The 17,063-nt window shown below is 68.5% G+C and carries 17 protein-coding genes; 12 read left to right on the top strand and 5 right to left on the bottom strand.

Translation table 11 applies throughout. The annotated features are described in order from the left end of the window. The first annotated feature begins 16 nt into the window (after nt 1-16). Together ACH49X_RS19925 and ACH49X_RS19920 are read left to right on the top strand one after the other, a co-directional pair. Nucleotides 17-433: a hypothetical protein gene (locus tag ACH49X_RS19925; RefSeq protein ID WP_039798180.1), complete on the top strand. Its 417-nt coding sequence runs from the start codon at nt 17-19 to the stop codon at nt 431-433. Between the two features lie 121 nt (nt 434-554). Then, on the top strand, nt 555-1,280 hold the full coding sequence (locus ACH49X_RS19920; protein ID WP_357207906.1) for an NAD-dependent epimerase/dehydratase family protein: 726 nt from the start codon (nt 555-557) through the stop codon (nt 1,278-1,280). On the opposite strand, the gene ACH49X_RS19915 is transcribed toward ACH49X_RS19920, so the two are convergent. Then, complete coding sequence (locus ACH49X_RS19915) at nt 1,258-1,986, bottom strand: polyprenol monophosphomannose synthase (protein WP_195082944.1); 729 nt, start codon at nt 1,984-1,986, stop codon at nt 1,258-1,260. The two genes, ACH49X_RS19920 and ACH49X_RS19915, sit on opposite strands and share 23 nt — an antisense overlap. Before the next feature lie 116 nt (nt 1,987-2,102). Between ACH49X_RS19915 and gmd the strand changes: the two genes are divergently transcribed. The 8 genes from gmd to ACH49X_RS19875 are packed head-to-tail and all read left to right on the top strand — an operon-like array spanning nt 2,103 to nt 11,949. Continuing rightward, nucleotides 2,103-3,125, top strand: coding sequence for a GDP-mannose 4,6-dehydratase (gene gmd / locus ACH49X_RS19910; protein ID WP_195082943.1), 1,023 nt, complete (start codon nt 2,103-2,105; stop codon nt 3,123-3,125). Beyond that, nucleotides 3,122-4,375, top strand: coding sequence for a class I SAM-dependent methyltransferase (locus ACH49X_RS19905; protein ID WP_357207908.1), 1,254 nt, complete (start codon nt 3,122-3,124; stop codon nt 4,373-4,375). Before gmd ends, ACH49X_RS19905 begins: the two co-directional genes overlap by 4 nt. Nucleotide 4,376: 1 nt before the next feature. After that, nucleotides 4,377-5,321 carry a GDP-mannose 4,6-dehydratase gene (locus tag ACH49X_RS19900; protein WP_357207911.1) on the top strand — a complete coding sequence of 315 codons (945 nt, stop codon included), beginning with the start codon at nt 4,377-4,379 and terminating at the stop codon, nt 5,319-5,321. Nucleotides 5,322-5,328: 7 nt separating this feature from the next. Then, nucleotides 5,329-6,507, top strand: coding sequence for a class I SAM-dependent methyltransferase (locus ACH49X_RS19895; protein WP_357208003.1), 1,179 nt, complete (start codon nt 5,329-5,331; stop codon nt 6,505-6,507). Nucleotides 6,508-6,511: 4 nt separating this feature from the next. Then, the gene (locus ACH49X_RS19890) at nt 6,512-7,690 is read left to right on the top strand and encodes a nucleotide disphospho-sugar-binding domain-containing protein (RefSeq protein WP_357207914.1); all 1,179 of its coding nucleotides are present in this window, start codon (nt 6,512-6,514) and stop codon (nt 7,688-7,690) included. Between the two features lie 55 nt (nt 7,691-7,745). Continuing rightward, nucleotides 7,746-9,314 (top strand): glycosyltransferase family 87 protein, encoded by a 1,569-nt coding sequence (locus tag ACH49X_RS19885; protein ID WP_357207918.1) that lies wholly within the window; start codon nt 7,746-7,748, stop codon nt 9,312-9,314. Next, nucleotides 9,311-10,588 (top strand): NAD(P)-binding domain-containing protein, encoded by a 1,278-nt coding sequence (locus ACH49X_RS19880; protein ID WP_357107351.1) that lies wholly within the window; start codon nt 9,311-9,313, stop codon nt 10,586-10,588. Before ACH49X_RS19885 ends, ACH49X_RS19880 begins: the two co-directional genes overlap by 4 nt. 11 nt (nt 10,589-10,599) lie before the next feature. Next, nucleotides 10,600-11,949 (top strand): cytochrome P450, encoded by a 1,350-nt coding sequence (locus ACH49X_RS19875; protein WP_195082937.1) that lies wholly within the window; start codon nt 10,600-10,602, stop codon nt 11,947-11,949. A 90-nt stretch (nt 11,950-12,039) separates the two neighbouring features. Here the strand turns inward: ACH49X_RS19875 and ACH49X_RS19870 are convergent, their stop codons facing one another. Beyond that, nucleotides 12,040-13,236 carry a macrolide family glycosyltransferase gene (locus ACH49X_RS19870; protein ID WP_357207920.1) on the bottom strand — a complete coding sequence of 399 codons (1,197 nt, stop codon included), beginning with the start codon at nt 13,234-13,236 and terminating at the stop codon, nt 12,040-12,042. A gap of 41 nt (nt 13,237-13,277) precedes the next feature. Continuing rightward, a complete protein-coding gene (locus tag ACH49X_RS19865) occupies nt 13,278-13,931 on the bottom strand; it encodes a CatB-related O-acetyltransferase (RefSeq protein ID WP_195082936.1) in 654 nt (217 codons plus the stop codon). Between the two features lie 100 nt (nt 13,932-14,031). Here ACH49X_RS19865 and ACH49X_RS19860 point away from each other — a divergent pair, with 100 nt between their 5' ends. Then, entirely contained in the window at nt 14,032-14,658 is a 627-nt protein-coding gene (locus tag ACH49X_RS19860) for a TetR/AcrR family transcriptional regulator (protein ID WP_195082935.1), read from the top strand. 60 nt (nt 14,659-14,718) lie between these two features. On the opposite strand, the gene ACH49X_RS19855 is transcribed toward ACH49X_RS19860, so the two are convergent. Next, a complete protein-coding gene (locus ACH49X_RS19855) occupies nt 14,719-15,063 on the bottom strand; it encodes a helix-turn-helix transcriptional regulator (protein WP_397070462.1) in 345 nt (114 codons plus the stop codon). Nucleotides 15,064-15,077: 14 nt separating this feature from the next. Here ACH49X_RS19855 and ACH49X_RS19850 point away from each other — a divergent pair, with 14 nt between their 5' ends. After that, nucleotides 15,078-15,446, top strand: a complete 369-nt coding sequence (locus tag ACH49X_RS19850) for a zinc-binding dehydrogenase (protein WP_357207923.1) — start codon at nt 15,078-15,080, stop codon at nt 15,444-15,446. 13 nt (nt 15,447-15,459) lie between these two features. Here the strand turns inward: ACH49X_RS19850 and ACH49X_RS19845 are convergent, their stop codons facing one another. Continuing rightward, nucleotides 15,460-16,914, bottom strand: coding sequence for a serine/threonine-protein kinase (locus ACH49X_RS19845; protein WP_357107364.1), 1,455 nt, complete (start codon nt 16,912-16,914; stop codon nt 15,460-15,462). Nucleotides 16,915-17,063 lie beyond the last annotated feature (149 nt).

Below are 17,063 nucleotides of genomic sequence, written 5' to 3'. Positions count from 1 at the left end.
TGAAGGGATGCAGTAAATGAAGGTCGAAGTCCTCACCCCGTCGTGCAACCTCGACACCGTCCGCGACGGGCGCGGCGGCATTTTCACCTGGGTCCCGCCGGAACCCCTGCTCGAGTTCAACCTGATCTACATGCACCCCGGGAAGGTGCGCGGCCTGCACTACCACCCGCATTTCGTCGAGTACCTGCTGTTCGTGGAGGGCAACGGTGTGCTGGTGACCAAGGACGACCACGAGGATCCGGACTGCCCGGAGGAGTTCATACATGTGGGCAAGGGCATCTGCACGCGCACGCCGATCGGGGTGATGCACACGGTGTACTCGATCACTCCGCTGACGTTCGTCGCCATGCTGACCAAGCCGTGGGACGAGTGCGATCCGCCGATCGTGCAGGTGGCGCCGCTGCCGCACACGTTGGAAGGAAACGGCGCGTGAGCGATGCGACCGGAAGGCCCGGATACCGCCGCGCCGGGTGCCGGGCAACAGCCCACCCTGCGTGGGGGTCTGCGCGGAGCCGGGAATCCACCGAGGACGCGTGCGTCGGAAAGGGCGCGCGATGAGCCGATCACGTGTGGCCGTAGTCGGCGCCACCGGATACGTCGGCGCCGCGCTGACCGAAGCGCTCGAGAAGAGCGGACGGTGGGATGTGGTGCCGGTAGGGCGGGCCGATCAGGAAACCCACCGCACCGCAGGTCGTTACGACGTGCTGATCAACGCCGCCTGCCCGTCGAAGCGGTTCTGGGCCGAGCAGCATCCCGGCGACGACCGGCGCGAGACGGTGGACAAGACGCGCATGCTGCGCGAGCACTGGCGCTGGGACCGGTTCGTGCAGATCAGCAGCATCTCCGCGCGAACCCAGCTGGACACCGTCTACGGCCGCCATCGCGCGGAGGCCGAGCGGATGTGTTCGGGAGCAAACACGTTCGTCGTCCGGCTCGGCCCGATGTACGGCGGCGACTACCGCAAGGGCGTGCTGGCGGACATGGCCGCCGACCGTCCGGTGTACGCCAGCGGCCGTTCCCGGCAGAGCTTCGCCCCGGTGGACTGGTGCGCCGATTGGATCGCCACCCACCTCGAGGAGACCGGCCTGCGCGAGGTCGGCGCACGCACCACCGTGACACTGGCCGAGGTGCGTGACGCGGTGGGTTCGGCCTCGCAGTTCGCCAAAGACCTTGTCGACGACCAGTTCCCGATCACCGCCACCGCGCCGGACTGGCCGGAGGCGGCGGCGGTGATCGACTGGCTGGCCGAGCGGAGGGTCAGCGGTGCGCGGGCGAGCTGATCCGGTGCCTGCGCGGGCGCAGGTACTTCTCCGCGCACAGCACCAGCAGGAAACGCACGCTGGTCGCCACGTCGCGGGTGCGCATCTTGGATGCGCCCGCCGTGCGGTTGAGGACGTGGATCGGCACCTGCTCGATCCGGAAGCCATTGGCCGCGAGGATGTAGAGACTTTCGAAGAAGAAGGAGTAACCGGTCGAACGGACGCGATCGAAAGCCGCCACCGGAACCGTGCCCAACCGGTAGTATCGGAACGCGCCGGTGGCATCGTAGGGCATCCGCAGCAATGTCACGGTGAGAAAATGCCCGACCCGGGTGAGGACCTTGCGGAAGGGAGTCCAGTCGGCGAGGCTGTCCTCTTTCAGATAACGCGATCCGACCACGATGTCGAAACCGTCGGAAGCGGCGCGCAACGCCGGAAGATACGACGGCGGATGTGCGAAATCGGAATCCATCGTGATGAGGTGGGCATATCCCTGCTCGTACGCCCAGCGGATACCGGCCTGGTGCGCGGAGCCGACGCCTTGGCGCCCGGCCCTGTGCAGCACATGGATGCGGGGCGAATGCTGTCGTGCCAGCTCATCGAGCAGATCTCCGGTTCCGTCCGGGGAATTGTCGTCGACGAACAGGACATCGAAATCGGAGCCCTGTTCCAGGATCTGAGCGAGCAACGGGCCCACGTTGCGACGCTCGTTGTACGTCGGAATCATTACCAGAGTTTTTTCGGAGGCCGCGCTCATGCAATCGAATTCTAATACCGGCGGCGACCGAAAGATAGGTATTGCCCGCCATTTGGTGACCCGTTAGTCTCGGGGTTGGAGGTTTGATGAGAAAGGCGCTGATAACCGGCATCACCGGCCAGGACGGGTCTTATCTGACAGAATTCCTGTTGCAGCAAGGATATGAGGTGCACGGGATTGTCAGGCGTGCGTCGAATTTCAATACCGACCGCATAGACCACCTGTATTCCGATACCCATTCCCAACGCCGGCTGTTCCTGCACTACGGGGATCTGATGGATTCCAGCAGTCTCAACCGGATCCTGGAGGACGTGCGCCCCGCGGAGATCTACAACCTGGGCGCGCAGTCGCACGTGCACATCTCGTTCCAGATCCCGGAGTTCACCGCGGAGACCAACGCCATCGGCACGCTGCGCATCCTGGACGCCATCCGCAAGACCGGCATCGCGACCCGGTTCTACCAGGCGTCGTCCTCGGAGCTCTACGGCGGCCTGCACGATGTGGCGCTCAGTGAGCGCACACCGTTCCATCCGCGCTCGCCGTATGCGGTGGCGAAGCTCTACGCGTACTGGATCACGGTGAACCACCGCGAGGCCTACGGGATGTACACCGTCAACGGCACCCTGTTCAACCACGAATCACCCAGGCGAGGGGAGGTTTTCGTCACCAGGAAGGTGACCCGCGCCGCGGTGCGCATCGCGCAGGGCAAACAGGACAAGCTGTTCATCGGCAATCTGGACGCCCGCCGCGACTGGGGATACGCCAAGGAGTACGTCGAGGCGATGTGGCTCATGCTGCAACAGCCCGAACCCGACGACTACGTGATCGCCACCGGCGAGACCCACAGCGTGCGCGAGTTGTGCGAGAAGGCCTTCTCGGCCACGGGCGTGGAGTTGGTCTGGGAAGGAAGCGGGTTGGACGAGAAGGGCATCGACCGGCGGACCTCGCGGGTCCTGGTCGAGGTCGATCCGACCTACTTCCGGCCCGCCGAGGTGCATCATCTCACCGGTGACCCGAGCAAGGCGCGCGAGAAGCTCGGGTGGCAGCCGCGCACGAGTTTCACAGAACTCGTCGAGTTGATGGTCGCCCACGATATGGAGAACGCGTGACACAAGCACTTGCGGTGCAAGGCTGCCGGGTGTGCGGGAACACCCGGCTGGAAACGGTCGTCGACCTCGGCACGATGGCGCTGACGGGAGTGTTCCCGGCCACCGACCCGACCGAGGTGCCCCGCTACCCCTTGGAGTTGGTGCGCTGCGTACCCGAAAGCAGCGAGGAGTGCGGGCTGGTGCAGTTGCGCCACACCGCGGACTTCGGCGAAATGTATTCGCCCGGCTACGGATACCGCTCCGGGCTCAACCGATCGATGATCGAGCACCTCGCCCACCGGGTGGCGAGGATCCGGCAACGGGTGGCGCTGTCGCCGGATGACGTGGTGATCGACATCGGCAGCAACGACGCGACGTTGCTGCGCGCCTATCCCGAAGGGTCGGCGACGATCGTGGGCATCGACCCGCTGGGCGAGAAGTTCCGCCGGTTCTACCCGCCGCACGTGCGGCTGGTCACCGGCTACTTCGACCCCGAACTGGCCGAAACGGTGCTCGAAGGGCGGCGAGCGAAGGTGATCACCTCGATCGCCATGTTCTACGACGTCCCACGGCCACTGGAGTTCATGCGCGCGGTGTACGACAGCCTCACCGACGACGGCATCTGGGTGCTCGAACAGAGCTATCTGCCCGCGATGCTGGCCACCACCTCCTACGACACGATCTGTCACGAGCACCTCGAGTACTACACCCTCGACCAGATCGAATGGATGGCGCGGCGGTGCGGGTTCGTGGTGCTCGAGGTGGAACGCAACGCCGTCAACGGCGGTAGCTTCGCGCTCACGCTGGGCAAGCAAGGGGCGGCCTCGCCTGCCGATGCCGCCGCCCTGGATCGGATGCGTCAGGAGGAGTCCGCACTCGGGCTGCACACCCCGCAGCCGTACGCGGATTTCGCCAAACGCGTCGATCAGCACCGCGAGCAGGTCAGGGAGTTCTTCGACCGCTCCCGCAAGGCCGGTTTGCGCACGCTCGGGTACGGGGCCTCCACCAAGGGCAACGTGGTGTTGCAGCACTGCGGGATCGGGCCGGAGGATCTGCCCTGCATCGCGGAGGTCAACGACGACAAGTTCGGCAAGTTCACCCCCGGCAGCGCGATCCCGATCGTCTCCGAGGAGCAGGCCCGCGCGCTGGCGCCCGACCAGTTCTTCGTGCTGCCCTGGCATTTCCGCACCATGATGCTGGAGCGGGAGAGCGCCTTCCGCGCGGCGGGCGGGCGGCTGGTGTTCCCGCTGCCGGAACTGGACGTGGTGTGAGATGACCGTCGTCGTCACGGGCGCGGCCGGGCAGGACGGCACGCTGCTGTCGGATCTGCTCGCCGCGCGCGGCGAGCGTGTGCTGCGCGTCGGCCGTGACGGCCCGGTCGACATCACCGACGCCGCCGCGGTCGAGGAACTCGTCGCCGCCGAACGCCCCGAGCAGGTCTACCTGCTGGCGGCGGTGCAGCACTCCTCGCAGGACGACCACGGCGACCCGCGCGAGCTGGCCCGCGCATCGCACCGGGTGAACACGCTGCCGGTGCAGCATTTCGCGGAGGCGATCGACCGCCACCGCACCGGCACCCGCCTGTTCTACGCGGCCTCGTCGCATGTCTTCGGCTCCGGCGCCGCGCTGTGCGACGAGCACAGCGGGCTGCGACCGGACTCGATCTACGCGGTCACCAAAGCGGCGGGCCTGCTGGCCTGCCGCGCCTACCGGGCTCGCGGCGTCTTCGCGGCGGCGGGAATCCTGTTCAACCACGAATCCCCGCTGCGCGCCGAGAAGTTCGTCACCCGCAAGATCGTGCGGGCGGTCGCCCGCATCCAGCGCGGTGAGACCGCCACGGTGGAGGTGGGCAGGCTGGACGCGGGCGCCGACTGGGGATACGCGCCGGACTACGTCGAGGCGATGACGCGCATCCTGGCTCTGGACGAGCCGGACGAATTCGTCATCGCCACCGGCGAACACCACACGGTCGCGCAGTTGTGCGCGGCGGCGTTCGGCATGGCCGGACTGGACTGGCAAGACCATGTCCGCGAACGGTCCTCGGTGCTCACCCGCGGCGGGCGACCGCCGAGCGGTGACGCGAGGAAGTTGCGGGAGCGGACCGGGTGGCGCCCTTCGGTGGATTTCCACGGCATGGTGCGGGCCATGCTCGTGGCCGAGGGCGTGCGCCTGGTGGAGCAATCGAAGCCGGTGCGCACCGGCGGAACGGATGGATGACGTGACCATGAACGACGAGAATGTCCTCGCCGCCCACTTGATCTCCGTCGCCGACGGCGTCCCCGAGGAGACCGCCGCCAGGATCGGCGAGATCGGCACCGAGACCGTCGCCGACGCGGTGCTGAAGGAGATCGCCTGGCGCGCGGGCTACGGTGCCAGGCCCGGACAGCCGGTGACCGCGGTGTTCGAGCTGACCCATGACGGCAAACAGCTCGACTACCGGGTCACCTTCGGCGCCGACGACCCCGTGATCGCGCCGGGCACCCTCGAGGACCCGTGGCTGGTGGTGCGCCAGGATCTGGTGGAACTGCTGCGCGCGGTCTACGGCCCGCCCGACGCCGCCCTCGGCACCCGCGCCATCACGATCAAGGACGAACCGGGGCCGGGCAGTTTCGCACCGGACGACCCGTGGCGACTGGCCCGCGACGCGGCCGCGGTGGCCGCCGACCGCATCGTCACCGCCTGCCGCCCGCACCACTACGACCTCAACGCGCTGTCGCTGCATTTCGGTTCGGACAAGTGGGGCGGGCACTGGTACACCCAGCACTACGAGCGGCACTTCGCGCCGCTGCGCGACAGCCGCGTCCGCGTCCTCGAACTGGGCATCGGCGGATACACCGCCCCGGACGTCGGCGGCGCGTCGCTGCGGATGTGGAAGCAGTACTTCCGCCGCGGGCTGGTGTTCGGGCTGGACTACTTCGACAAGTCCGGCATCGCCGAGCCGCGCCTGCAACCGTTGCGCGGCGATCAGGGCGATCCGGCGTTCCTCGACGAGCTCGGCGGCTCGCTGGGCCCGTTCGACATCATCATCGACGACGGCAGCCACATCAGCGGCGACGTGATCGCCTCGTTCCGCGCGCTGTTCGCCCACCTACGGCCCGGCGGGCTGTACGTGGTGGAGGACACCCAGACCTCCTACTGGTCGGGCTGGGGCGGAAGCAGCACAGCCACCGACGATCCGGCCACCACCATCGGCTACCTGAAAACCCTGGTGGACGCCCTGCATCACCAGGAATTCGAGAAGGATTCCGGCCGCGCGGCAGGCGATTTCGACGACTGGATCGGGGCGCTGCACTTCTACCACAACATCGTGGTGATCGAAAAACGCCGCAATGCCGAGCAATCGGCTCCATCATGGGTGCCTCGGCACACCAATCCGATGGAGTGGATGAAGCCGAAGGAGTGATCGGATGAAGTTTCTTGTCGTGCCGGTGCCCTCGTCGGGACACCTGCTGGCGATGGTGCCGTTCTGCTGGGCGCTGCGGCTGGCCGGCCACGAAGTGCTGGTCGCCTCGCGCGACGACGTGACGGCGACGGCGCTGCGCGCGGGGCTCAACGCCGTCGAGATGACCGCGCTGAACGTGCCGATGGACCAGCTGCGCACGCAGGTGAACCCGGGCATGTTCCCGCTGCCGCTGTTCGCCGACCGCGATCAGTCCAGCGGCCAGGGCCTGTGGCAGATCGCCGCGCAGAACTGGCACAACCACGCCCGCCAATATCTCGAGCCGTTCGCGCGGGTGGCGACCGACTGGGGCGCGGAAGTGATCCTCACCGATCCGCTGGCCACCATCGGCCGTGCGCTCGGCGCGGAACTGGGTCTGCCGGTGCTGGTGCACCGCTGGGGAATCGACCCCACCGGCGGCCCCTTCACCGAACGCACCGCGGCACTCGCCGACGAGGCCGGCACCCGGCTGGCCGATCCGGTCGCGGTGCTCGACATCTGCCCGCCGCGGTTGCAAGCGCCCGACGCCCCGCCCGGCACCCGGCTGGGCTACGTCCCGTTCAACGGCACCGGCATGCTGCCGCCGTGGCACCGCAACGAAGACGGCCGTAAGCGGATCGCGGTCTGCATGGGCGGCAGCACGCTCGGCCTGACCGGTCCGCGGCCGTTGGCGTCGGTGCTCACGGCGCTGGCCGCCATCGACGACGCCGAGGTCGTCGTCGCGCTGTCGGCGCACGACCGGGCCACCGTCGGCGAGCTGCCCGAGCATGTCCGGGTGGTGGAGGAGGTTCCGTTGAACCTGTTCCTGCCCGGCTGCGATCTGCTGGTGCACCACGGCGGCTCGACCACCGGGCTCACCGCGGGCTGGTTCGGGCTGCCGCAACTGGTGCTGCCGCAGATGTTCGACCAGTTCGACTACGCCAGGGGACTGGTGCGCAGCGGGGCCGGGCTGGCCGCGCAGACCCCTGCCGAGCAAGGCGACGTCGACGCGCTGACCACCTCGGTCCGCACGCTGCTGCGCGAACCGCGTTTCCGCGCCGCCGCCGAACAGATCGGCGCCGACCTGCGCGCCGCGCCCGCACCGGGCGACGTGGTGTCCCAGGTTGTTCCGCTGCTGACCGAGCACGCCGCAGCAGCGACCAGATAGACCGTCCGCGCGGCCCGAACCGGGCGACGCGGGAACCGAAAGCCGTAGGTTGCAGATGATATCCAGGACATGGACCAGGTTCCGTGGTTCGCTCGACTACTACGCCGCGATGTACGCGGTGTTCGTCGTCGGCATTCTCGTCCCCGTCGTCATGATCGCGCTCGCGCTCACCGGCCTGCCGGGTCCGGTGACCGCCGTGCTCGGCGTCGTGTGCGCGGCGGTGTTGTTCGTGCTGTTCGTGCCGAGGGTGCCCGACGAGTGGCGGGAGGTGGTGCGCGGCAAGCCGATCGTGGTGCGGGTGCTGTGGAGCCTGGTCATCGTGCTCGTGGTCGCGGTCCTGGCCCGGTTGACGCAGTTCATCCTCGACGCCGACAACGTCGACGCCTCGCTGTCGGCCGACGACGACTTCCTGGTGAAGAAAACGCACCTGTCGGGCTACATCAGCGGGGCGCTCATGGCCGAACACGACCCGGCCAGCCTCTACGACCGCCACCGCTACGAGTCGCCGCAAGCGGATTCGATCCTGCCCGCGGTGACTCCGCAGGATCGCGACGCCTACCTCTACCCGCCGCCGTTCCTGCTGCTGCCGCGTTTGCTGCTGCTGTTCAGCCATGATTTCGCCACGCTGCGCGCGTTGTACTACTCGCTGTACGTGGCGATCGTGCTGGTGGCGATGTTCGCCATCGCCCGCTGGATCGGCGGCAGGCAGGGCGGGGTGCTGGCGGCGCTGACCCCGGTGGTGTGGATCAGCCTGCCCACGCTGGCCACCTTGCAGATCGGCAACATCCACGTGCTGGTGCTGTATGTCGGTGGCGCGGGCGCCATGGTCTTGTTCCATCTTCGGCGCAACATCCTCGGCGGCGCGGCGCTGGCGTTCGCGATCATCGCCAAGGTGTCCCCGGCGATCCTGCTGGTCTATCTGCTGGTCCAGCGGCGCTGGCGGCCCGCGGTGTGGACCGCGGTGTTCGGTGGCCTGTATTCACTGGCGACGCTGGCGATCTTCGGCTGGGAGCCGTGGCGGCAGTTCCTGTCCGACGGCACCTGGCAGCGGCTGGCCAGCGGGGAGTTCCACCAGTTCGTGCTCGTCGAACGGGCCAATCAGCTGGTCAACTATTCGCCGTTCGGGCTGCCGTACAAGGCGAACATCATGGGCTGGGACATCGGCGATCCGGTCGGGCCCGCCCGCGTGATCACCAACATCTACACCCTGCTGCTGCTGATCCTGGTCGGGGTCACCGCGGTGCGTATCCACCGGCGGTTGTCCGCGGGCGCCGAAGGGCCGCGGGTGCGTGCCGAGCAGCTGGCCATCTGGCTGGCGGTGCTGACGCTGGCGTCCTTCCGCGCGCCGTTCGGGCCGTGGGTCTACATCGCCGTCGGCGCGGTGTGGATGCTGGCGGTGTACGCCGGGCTGATGCGCGGCGGCAAACGCACAGTCGCCCTGCTGACCGTGGCCTGGCTGGTCATCGCGGTTTACAACGAGAACGTCTACTTCACGCTGGTGGCGCAGACGGTCATTTATGTCGCCTGCTTCGTCGTGGCCTGGCGGGCGAGCGCGGGCACCGAGGCGGAACCGACGCCGCCGCAGGAGGACTTCCCGCAGACCGAACGGGTCGGCGCGGCATGAGCACCTATTGTGTGATCGGCGCGGGCGCGGCCGGTCTGGCGACCGCGCGGGAGTTCGCGGCGCACGGTATCGATTTCGAGGTGCTCGAAGCGGCCGACGGTATCGGCGGGATCTGGGATGCCCGCCGCCCGGACTCACCGGTCAGCCGCAACACCCACGTGATCGCTTCCAAAGGGGTGCAGGCGTTTTCGGGTTTCCCGATGCCCGAGGACTACCCCGACTATCCCGGCCACGAGCTCGTGCTGCGATATTTGCATTCCTACGCCGACGCCTTCGACCTGTGGCCGCGCATCCGGTTGAACACCGCCGTGCAGCGCGTCGACCCCCGCGATGACGGCTGGTCGGTGACGCTGGCCGACGGGTCGCAGCGACGCTACGCGGGGGTCGTCATCGCCACCGGCCACGACCGCACCCCCCGCCGCATCGATATCCCCGGCTCGGGCACGGTGCCCGTGCTGCATTCGAGCGAGTACCGCGACCCACAGCAGGTGCTCGGCAAGCGGGTGCTGGTGATCGGGGCCGGGCAGTCGGCGGCCGACATCCTGTCCGATTGCGCGGTCAACGCCGCGCTGACCCTGCACAGCAGCAGGCGCGGGTTCTATTGCATGCCCAAATACATGCTGGGCCGCCCGACCGACAGCATGTTGCAGGGCCGGATGTGGCGGCCGCTGCGCAAGCGCGCCTTCGAGCGGTTGTTCTCGTATCTGCGTGGCCGCTCCCGCTCGTTCGGGCTGCCGGTGCCGGATTTCACCGAGGGCATCGTCATCCCGATGCTCGGTGATCAGCTGCACCACTACTACACCCACGGCGACATCACGCCCAAGCCGGACGTCAGCTCGATCGACGACGACCGGGTGACCTTCGCCGACGGCACCGAGGAGAAGGTCGACCTGGTGGTGCTGGCCACCGGGTTCGTGCCGAACTACCCCGTCGTCGACCGATCTCTTCTGAACTGGTCGGAAGGGCATCTGCGACCGGGCTTGTATCTCAACATCTTTCCGCCGCACACCCGCGCTCTGTTCGTGGTCGGGATGGTGCGGCCGATCGGCTCGCACTGGGACGTCTACGAGAAGCAGGCCGAGCTGATCGCCGAATACCTGCGCGCCAAGGCGGCCGATCCTCGGCGGGTGGAGCGTTTCGAGCGCGCCACCCAGGGCCGCCAGCCCGACCTGTACGCCGGGCTGCGGCTCTACCACGCCGACCAGTACCCGCTGGTCGTGGAGAAGCAGGACTACGTGAACCAGCTGCGCAAGCACGCCAAGCTGTTGAAGTGAAAGGTCGGACCATGAAAGCACCCGGGCCCGGTCTGGTGGAAACCGGACGCATGCTGCCGAAACTGGCGAAGAACCCGCTGACGACGGTGGGCGCGCTGCTGGAGGGCTACGGCGACGTCGTGCGGGTCAAGGCGGGCCCGATGCTGGTCTACCTCGTCGCGGATCCGGCGATGACCGAGTACGTGCTCAAGGACAACTACACCAACTATCGCAAGAGCCCGATCTACGACGAGTTCAGCATCCTGCTCGGCGACGGCCAGCTGACAACCAACAACCTGGAGTACTGGCGTAAACAGCGCAAACTCATCTCCCCGGCGTTCTCCCACTCGCACGTCAAGGGTTTCGCCGACGACATCACCGACAGCGCGGCCGCGATGCTCGACCAATGGGACAGCGCGGCCGGGCAGTTCCGCGACATCTACGACGACTACGTGAAACTGCTGCTCGCGGTGACCGGCCGCATCCTGTTCAGCATCGACCTGTCCACCGACACCTCCCAGGTGACCGACGCGATGCGCGCGGCGTTCGCGCTCATCATGAAGCGGGTGAACGCGCCGGTGAAGCTGCCGCAGTCGTTCCCGACGCCGGAGGCCCGCCGGGTCGCGCGCAAGGTCGGCGAGCTCGACGACGTGGTGCGCCATCTCATCGACGAACGCCGCCGCGGCGGCGACACCAGCGACGTGCTCACCGCGCTGGTGCGCGCCCGCGACGAGGGCGGGCAGGGCATGCGGGAGGAGGACCTGCTCAACGAGATCAAGACGCTGCTGGTGGCCGGGCACGAGTCCCCGGCCAACGCCCTGTCGTGGGCGTGCTACCTGCTGGCCACCCATCCCGAGATCCAAGAGCGACTGGCCGAGGAGGTGCGCGCCGTCATCGGCGACCGCACGCCCAGCTTCGCCGACCTGGGACAGCTCGGCTACTGCCGCATGGTGATCGAGGAGACGATGCGGCTGTATCCGCCCGCCTGGATCGTCGAACGCACGCCGATCGCCGATGACGAGATCGGCGGCTACCACGTGCCCGCCGGCGCGCGGGTCACGTTGTGCATGTACTACATTCACCGCGACAAGCGGCTGTGGGAGGACCCGGAGCAGTTCCGTCCGGAGCGTTTCGCCGACGCCGCGGTGGCCGAACGGCACAAGTTCGCGTTCTTCCCGTTCTCCGGCGGCCCGCGCATCTGCCTGGGCAAGGACATGTCGATGACGGAGATGGTGCTGATCCTGGCCATGACGGTGCAGCGTTTCCGCCTCGAGCTCGACGACACCCATCCGGTGGTGCCGCTGGCGTCGGTGAACCTGCGCCCGGAGTTCGGCATCCGCATCCGCCCGGTCCGCCGCGTCACCGAACCCGTGACGACCTGACGGTGCCGCTGGACGGGGTTCCCGCGCTTGTCCCGCAGCTACCGATCCTCGAAGGAGGTCGGCGCCAGCCGGGGAGGGAAGCCGCAGCGCTCACAGCGCGCGACGGTCGGCGGCGGACAGGATGTCCTCGATGAGGTCAGCGGCGCGCGGCGTGCCGCCCTCGGCGCGGACCGCGGCCTGCAACTGCTTGGATCGGCCGATCCGTTCGGGATCCGTGACCAGGTCGTTCAGCGCCGCGCGGAGGGTATCGGCGGTGGCGTCGGCGGTGTCGACGCGGCGGGCGACGCCGAGTTCCACGAGCCGGTCGGCGTTCATGAACTGCTCGGCACCCTGCGGCACGGCGATCATGGGGACGCCGGCGTGCAGCCCTTCGCCGCAGCCGCCCATACCGGCATGGGTGACGAAGGCGTCGGCCTGTTCCAGGATCGCCCGCTGCGGGACCCAGGAGTGCACCTCGACGTTGGGCGGAATGGCGCCGAGTTCCTCAGGGTCGGTGTACTTGCCGATCTGGAGTACGACATGCCAGCCGGGCAGGTCCCCGAAGGCGGCGATGCACTGGCGGTACAACGCCGGCCGGCGTGTGTACGCCGAACCGAGCGAGATCAGCAGCACATGGTCCGCGGCCGCCGGACGGGTCCAGCCGCCGGTGTCGGCTCGGCTGTCGAAGCAGGGGCCGACGAAGGTCACCGTGCCGGTGTCGACTCGATCGGCGTGCGGCTGCATCGCGCGCGGGATGAGGGCGAGGGCGCGGGCGGGCAGGCCGGAGAACGTGTCCACGTCCGTGGTGGCCGCCCCGCAGTCGGCGAGCCACCGCGCGAACCTGTCCCGGTATGTGTCGGCGCCCGGCAGCTTCCACAGATGCGCCGCGACTTGCTCCTGGTAGCCGTCCCAGCCGACGAACGTCGGGGACAGCTGCACGAGGGGACGGCCCTGCGCTTCAGCGAGGGCGCGCGCGGCGTAGGCGCCGATGTCGTAGAGGTACAGGTCGGCCGGATCGTCGTCGTAGACGGCGCGCAGTTGCGGCAGCGCCTGGACGGCGTCGTCGAGGAAGAGGGCCGCCGCCGCGATGGGATCGGTGGGCCAGTCGTTGTCCGCGACGGGCAGCGTGCAGGTGCAGGCGACCAGTTCCGCGCCGGTGGACTCGATCCGGTCGGCCACGAACGGGTCGTTGGCGTAGGTGACCCGGTGCCCGCGCGCGACCAGCTCGCGGATGAGCGGGAGGCTGGGCAGGACATGGCTGACGATGGGGATGCCGACCATCGCGATATGGGCGCGGCGAGGGGACATGGGTGACACTCGTTTCTGGCGGGACGGGTGCGGGCTCGTTGTCAGGGCCGGTCGATCTCAGCGGCGGCGGCCTCCATGTCGGCGACGGTTCCCGACATGATCGTCCGTATGTGCTTGGTGATGTGCTGCACAGGCCAGTCCCACCACGCCACGGCGACGAGCCGGGCGATGTCCGCGGCGTCGTAGCGGGTGCGGATGAGCCGGGCGGGGTTGCCCGCGACGATGCCGTAGTCGGGGACGTCGCCGGTGACCACGGCGCCGGCGGCGACGATCGCGCCGTGCCCGATGCGCACACCGGGCATGACCGTGACGCCGTGGCCGAACCACACGTCGTTGCCGACGACCGTGTCCCCCCGGCCGGGCAGGTCGGTGATCAGATCGAAGTGCTCTGCCCAGGAGCCACCCATGGTGGGGAACGGAAAGGTGGAAGGGCCGTCCATGCGGTGGTTGGCGCCGTTCATGATGAACCGGGTGCCCGTCCCCAGCGCGCAGTATCTGCCGATGACGAGCCGCTCGGGACCGTAGTGGTACAGGACGTTGCGCGTCTCGAACGCGGTCGGGTCGTCGGGATCATCGTAGTAGGAGAAGTCGCCGACCTCGATCAGCGGCGACTTCACCAACGGCCGGAGCAGGACCACGCGCGGGTGCTCGGGCATCGGGTGCAGCACGGTGGGGTCGGCGGGAACGGGCGGCATCGCGAAGGCGGTTCCTCTCCACTGGATCCTAGAGCGACATCTGTCGCATTAAGATGCTGGCACAGCCATGCCGCCTTGATCAACCGGATACTGATTGCCGATGACAGACTCATGGGACACGACGACCGACCGCCGTCCGGGCGGTCGCACCGCCCGCGTCCGCGCCCAGGTTCTCGATGCGGTGCGCGCCGAACTCGCCGAAGGCGGTCACGAACGACTCACGATGGAGGGTGTCGCGACGCGGGCCGGAGTGCACCGCGCCACGGTCTACCGGCGTTGGCGCGATGTCGGCGGACTGCTCGTGGACGTCATCGACGCCGCCGGCGAAATCGACTGGCAGCCGCCGGACACCGGCTCGCTGCGTGGCGATCTGACGGCCCTCAACCAGGAGATCCTGGATTCCCTCGTCGTACAGCCGTCGCTGGCCCTCGCCTTGATGGCCGCCTCGTTCCATTCCGAACAGGCCGCGCGGGCCCAGACGCGGTTGTGGACCGACCGGTACGCCCAGTGCGAGATCCTCGTCGAGCGCGCCATCGAGCGCGGTGAACTCCCCGCACAGCACACGGACGCGCGGAGCCTGCTGATCGCCGCCACGGCGCCGCTGTACCACGAGATCGTGCTTCTGCGTACCGATCCGGACCCGCAACTCCCGGAACGGGCCGCGCAGGCGGCGGTCCTGGCGGCTGCCGCAGGTGCCTTCTGCGTCCGCCGGGAAGGGAGTGTGTGACGGCGCGCCATGTTCGTTCGCCGTCGCTCTACGAGAACAGGGCCCAGATGCGCCGGCCGCTCACGGGGCGGCGCGGCGGTGACCGGTGCGGTAGCGGCCCGGGGTGGTGCCGATGAGCTGGGTGAACGCTGCGATGAAGCTGCTGGGGTTGGCCCAGCCGCAGGCGTGCGCGACATGGGTCGTGTCGTGGCCGTCGGCGAACAATACCAGTGCGTGGTAGATGCGTAGCTGGGTGCGCCACTCGTAGAAGGTCATGCCGAGCTCGTGGTGGAACAGGCGGCTGAGGGTGCGGGCGCTGGCTCCGATCGCGCGCCCGATGTCGGCCAGCGGCGTGTTGTCGGCGGGGTTGTCGTAGAGCATCCGCGCGACGGCTCGCAGTCGGTCGTCGCGGGGTTGCGGCAGCACGAGTGGCGGCGAGCGTGCACACGGTCTGGCCCGAGGGGCCGGACTACGTGCTGGATCTCCTCGGAGCTCGCACGGCGACGGACTCGTTGCGCCTGGTCCGCCGCGGCGGGACGGTGTGCGTGGCCGGTTCGCTGAGTGGGTGGCTGATCTCGGACTTCGAACCGATAGCGATGATCCCGTCCGGGACGAAGCTGACGGCCTTCCACAGCGACACCATCAAGGGCAGCGCGGGCGCCACCGTGCTGCAGCGGGTGATCCACGCGGTCGAGGCCGGTGTCTATCGACCCAACCTCGACCGCGTTTTCGCTTTGGACGACATCGTCGCCGCCCACCGGTACATGGAAGACAACCGAGCCACCGGAAAGGTCGTCGTGGCGCCCTGAGCACTCGCCGGGCTCATGGCCGGTTTCCGGCAGGTCTGTCGGCGAGCCAGCGCCTGGTCGCGGGGGACATGGTGCACAGCAACCCCGTGCAGGAGAACAGCAGGACTGTGCCGACGAAGATCAAGTCGCTGGCGCGGTTGTCACCGGTCAGGCTCGCGCCCAAGCCGACAAGGCAGACGAGCGTGATGATCCCGGTGCCGAGCGCCACGGCGACGCGGCCCGCTCGCCTACGCCGGAACAGTCCGATCGAGCCGCCCATCAGCAACAGCGCCATCGTGGTGGCGAGGGCGATGGGGGGCAGAAGTTCGAGCGCGGTCTCCCGTAGCGTCTGGCGGTGACCGTATTCGATGCGCGGGGTCATCAGCTCATGCACTCCGTTGGCGAGGATCAGGCAGAAGACCAACCCGAACGCGAACGCGATGACGGCGCCGATCCGGGGCACCACGCCGGAGGGCCGGACGGGCTCTCGGATGGGCGTGAGCGGTTGCAGCGGCGGGAGCTGCTCGGCGCGCCACCGGGGCTCCGAAGGCTGGTTCAGCACGGTCGGGGCCGAACGCGGCCACGGGTCGATCGCCGTGGCCGGGTGGGCCGAGCGCTGGTTGACGAAAGTCGGCGCGGGTGCCGGGGCGGCAACCTCACCGCGCAGGGCCGCCGCCGCGGCCGCCGCGAAATCGCCGCAGCCGGCGAAGCGTTCGTCGCGGTGTTTGGCCATCGAGCGGGCGATCACCTCGTCGAGCCGTCGTGGCAGCTCCGGCCGGATGTCGCTGAGTCGCGGCACCGGCTTGGCGATGTGTCCGGCGACGATTTGACCGGGATTGGTCGAGGGGAACGGCGGTTGCCCCGCCAGCATCGTGTAGAGGGTGCAGCCGAGGGAGTATTGATCGGCGCGGTGATCGACCGGCTCACCGGACAGTTGCTCCGGTGAGGCGTAGGCGAGGGTGGCGGTGAACGTTCCGGTGGCCGTCAGTTTGGTGTCGGCGTCCAGCAGTCGCGCGATACCGAAATCGGTGAGTACAGCGCGTGTTTCGCGACCGGCTTCCGGCTCGGCGATCAGGATGTTGGCCGGTTTGATGTCGCGGTGCAGCACGCCTCGGCTGTGGGCGTAGTCCAGCGCCTTCGCCGTGTCGGCGACGATCTGCACGACCTGTTCCGGGCGGGTGGCGCGGGGATCCAGGCGGGCGGCGTCGGTGCCGCGGACGTACTGCATGGAGATCCACAGGTGCCCGTCCTGGGTGCCGCGATCATAGACACCGACGATGCCCGGATGCTCCAGTCGGGCAACGACATTGGCTTCCTGCTCGAATCGTCTGCGCAGCTCCTCGTCCTCGGACACCTCGCGGTTGAGCAGTTTGAGCGCTACCAGCCGCGGCAGACGCGGGTGCCGGGCCAGATAGACGGTGCCCATGCCGCCCTGCCCGAGCACGCCTTCGATCACGTAGCCGGCGAACGACTCGTGCTGCCTCAACACCTCTGGCCCCCTTCTGAACCCGGCCACCCGGACCGCAGGCAGCATAACCCCCGTTCCCGGCCCGAAGAACCACGGCGCTGACCCTGTCTCTCGTGCGACCGGTTCGTCCTGCGTCGAACTTCTCGGCACGCCGACCCGGTCGGCGTTCC

The organism is Nocardia sp. NPDC019323, from assembly GCF_044389845.1.
Lineage (GTDB): Bacteria > Actinomycetota > Actinomycetes > Mycobacteriales > Mycobacteriaceae > Nocardia > Nocardia implantans.
Note: the sequence above shows the minus strand (reverse complement) of the source record. Positions and strands in the feature narration are given on the sequence as shown.

Coding starts and splice junctions, on each gene's coding strand:
- ACH49X_RS19925 (WP_039798180.1), top strand. CDS start 17: ATGAAGGTCGAAGTCCTCACCCCGTCGTGCAACCTCGACACCGTCCGC.
- ACH49X_RS19920 (WP_357207906.1), top strand. CDS start 555: ATGAGCCGATCACGTGTGGCCGTAGTCGGCGCCACCGGATACGTCGGC.
- ACH49X_RS19915 (WP_195082944.1), bottom strand. CDS start 1,986: ATGATTCCGACGTACAACGAGCGTCGCAACGTGGGCCCGTTGCTCGCT.
- gmd (WP_195082943.1), top strand. CDS start 2,103: ATGAGAAAGGCGCTGATAACCGGCATCACCGGCCAGGACGGGTCTTAT.
- ACH49X_RS19900 (WP_357207911.1), top strand. CDS start 4,377: ATGACCGTCGTCGTCACGGGCGCGGCCGGGCAGGACGGCACGCTGCTG.
- ACH49X_RS19895 (WP_357208003.1), top strand. CDS start 5,329: ATGAACGACGAGAATGTCCTCGCCGCCCACTTGATCTCCGTCGCCGAC.
- ACH49X_RS19890 (WP_357207914.1), top strand. CDS start 6,512: ATGAAGTTTCTTGTCGTGCCGGTGCCCTCGTCGGGACACCTGCTGGCG.
- ACH49X_RS19885 (WP_357207918.1), top strand. CDS start 7,746: ATGATATCCAGGACATGGACCAGGTTCCGTGGTTCGCTCGACTACTAC.
- ACH49X_RS19880 (WP_357107351.1), top strand. CDS start 9,311: ATGAGCACCTATTGTGTGATCGGCGCGGGCGCGGCCGGTCTGGCGACC.
- ACH49X_RS19875 (WP_195082937.1), top strand. CDS start 10,600: ATGAAAGCACCCGGGCCCGGTCTGGTGGAAACCGGACGCATGCTGCCG.
- ACH49X_RS19870 (WP_357207920.1), bottom strand. CDS start 13,236: ATGTCCCCTCGCCGCGCCCATATCGCGATGGTCGGCATCCCCATCGTC.
- ACH49X_RS19865 (WP_195082936.1), bottom strand. CDS start 13,931: ATGCCGCCCGTTCCCGCCGACCCCACCGTGCTGCACCCGATGCCCGAG.
- ACH49X_RS19860 (WP_195082935.1), top strand. CDS start 14,032: ATGACAGACTCATGGGACACGACGACCGACCGCCGTCCGGGCGGTCGC.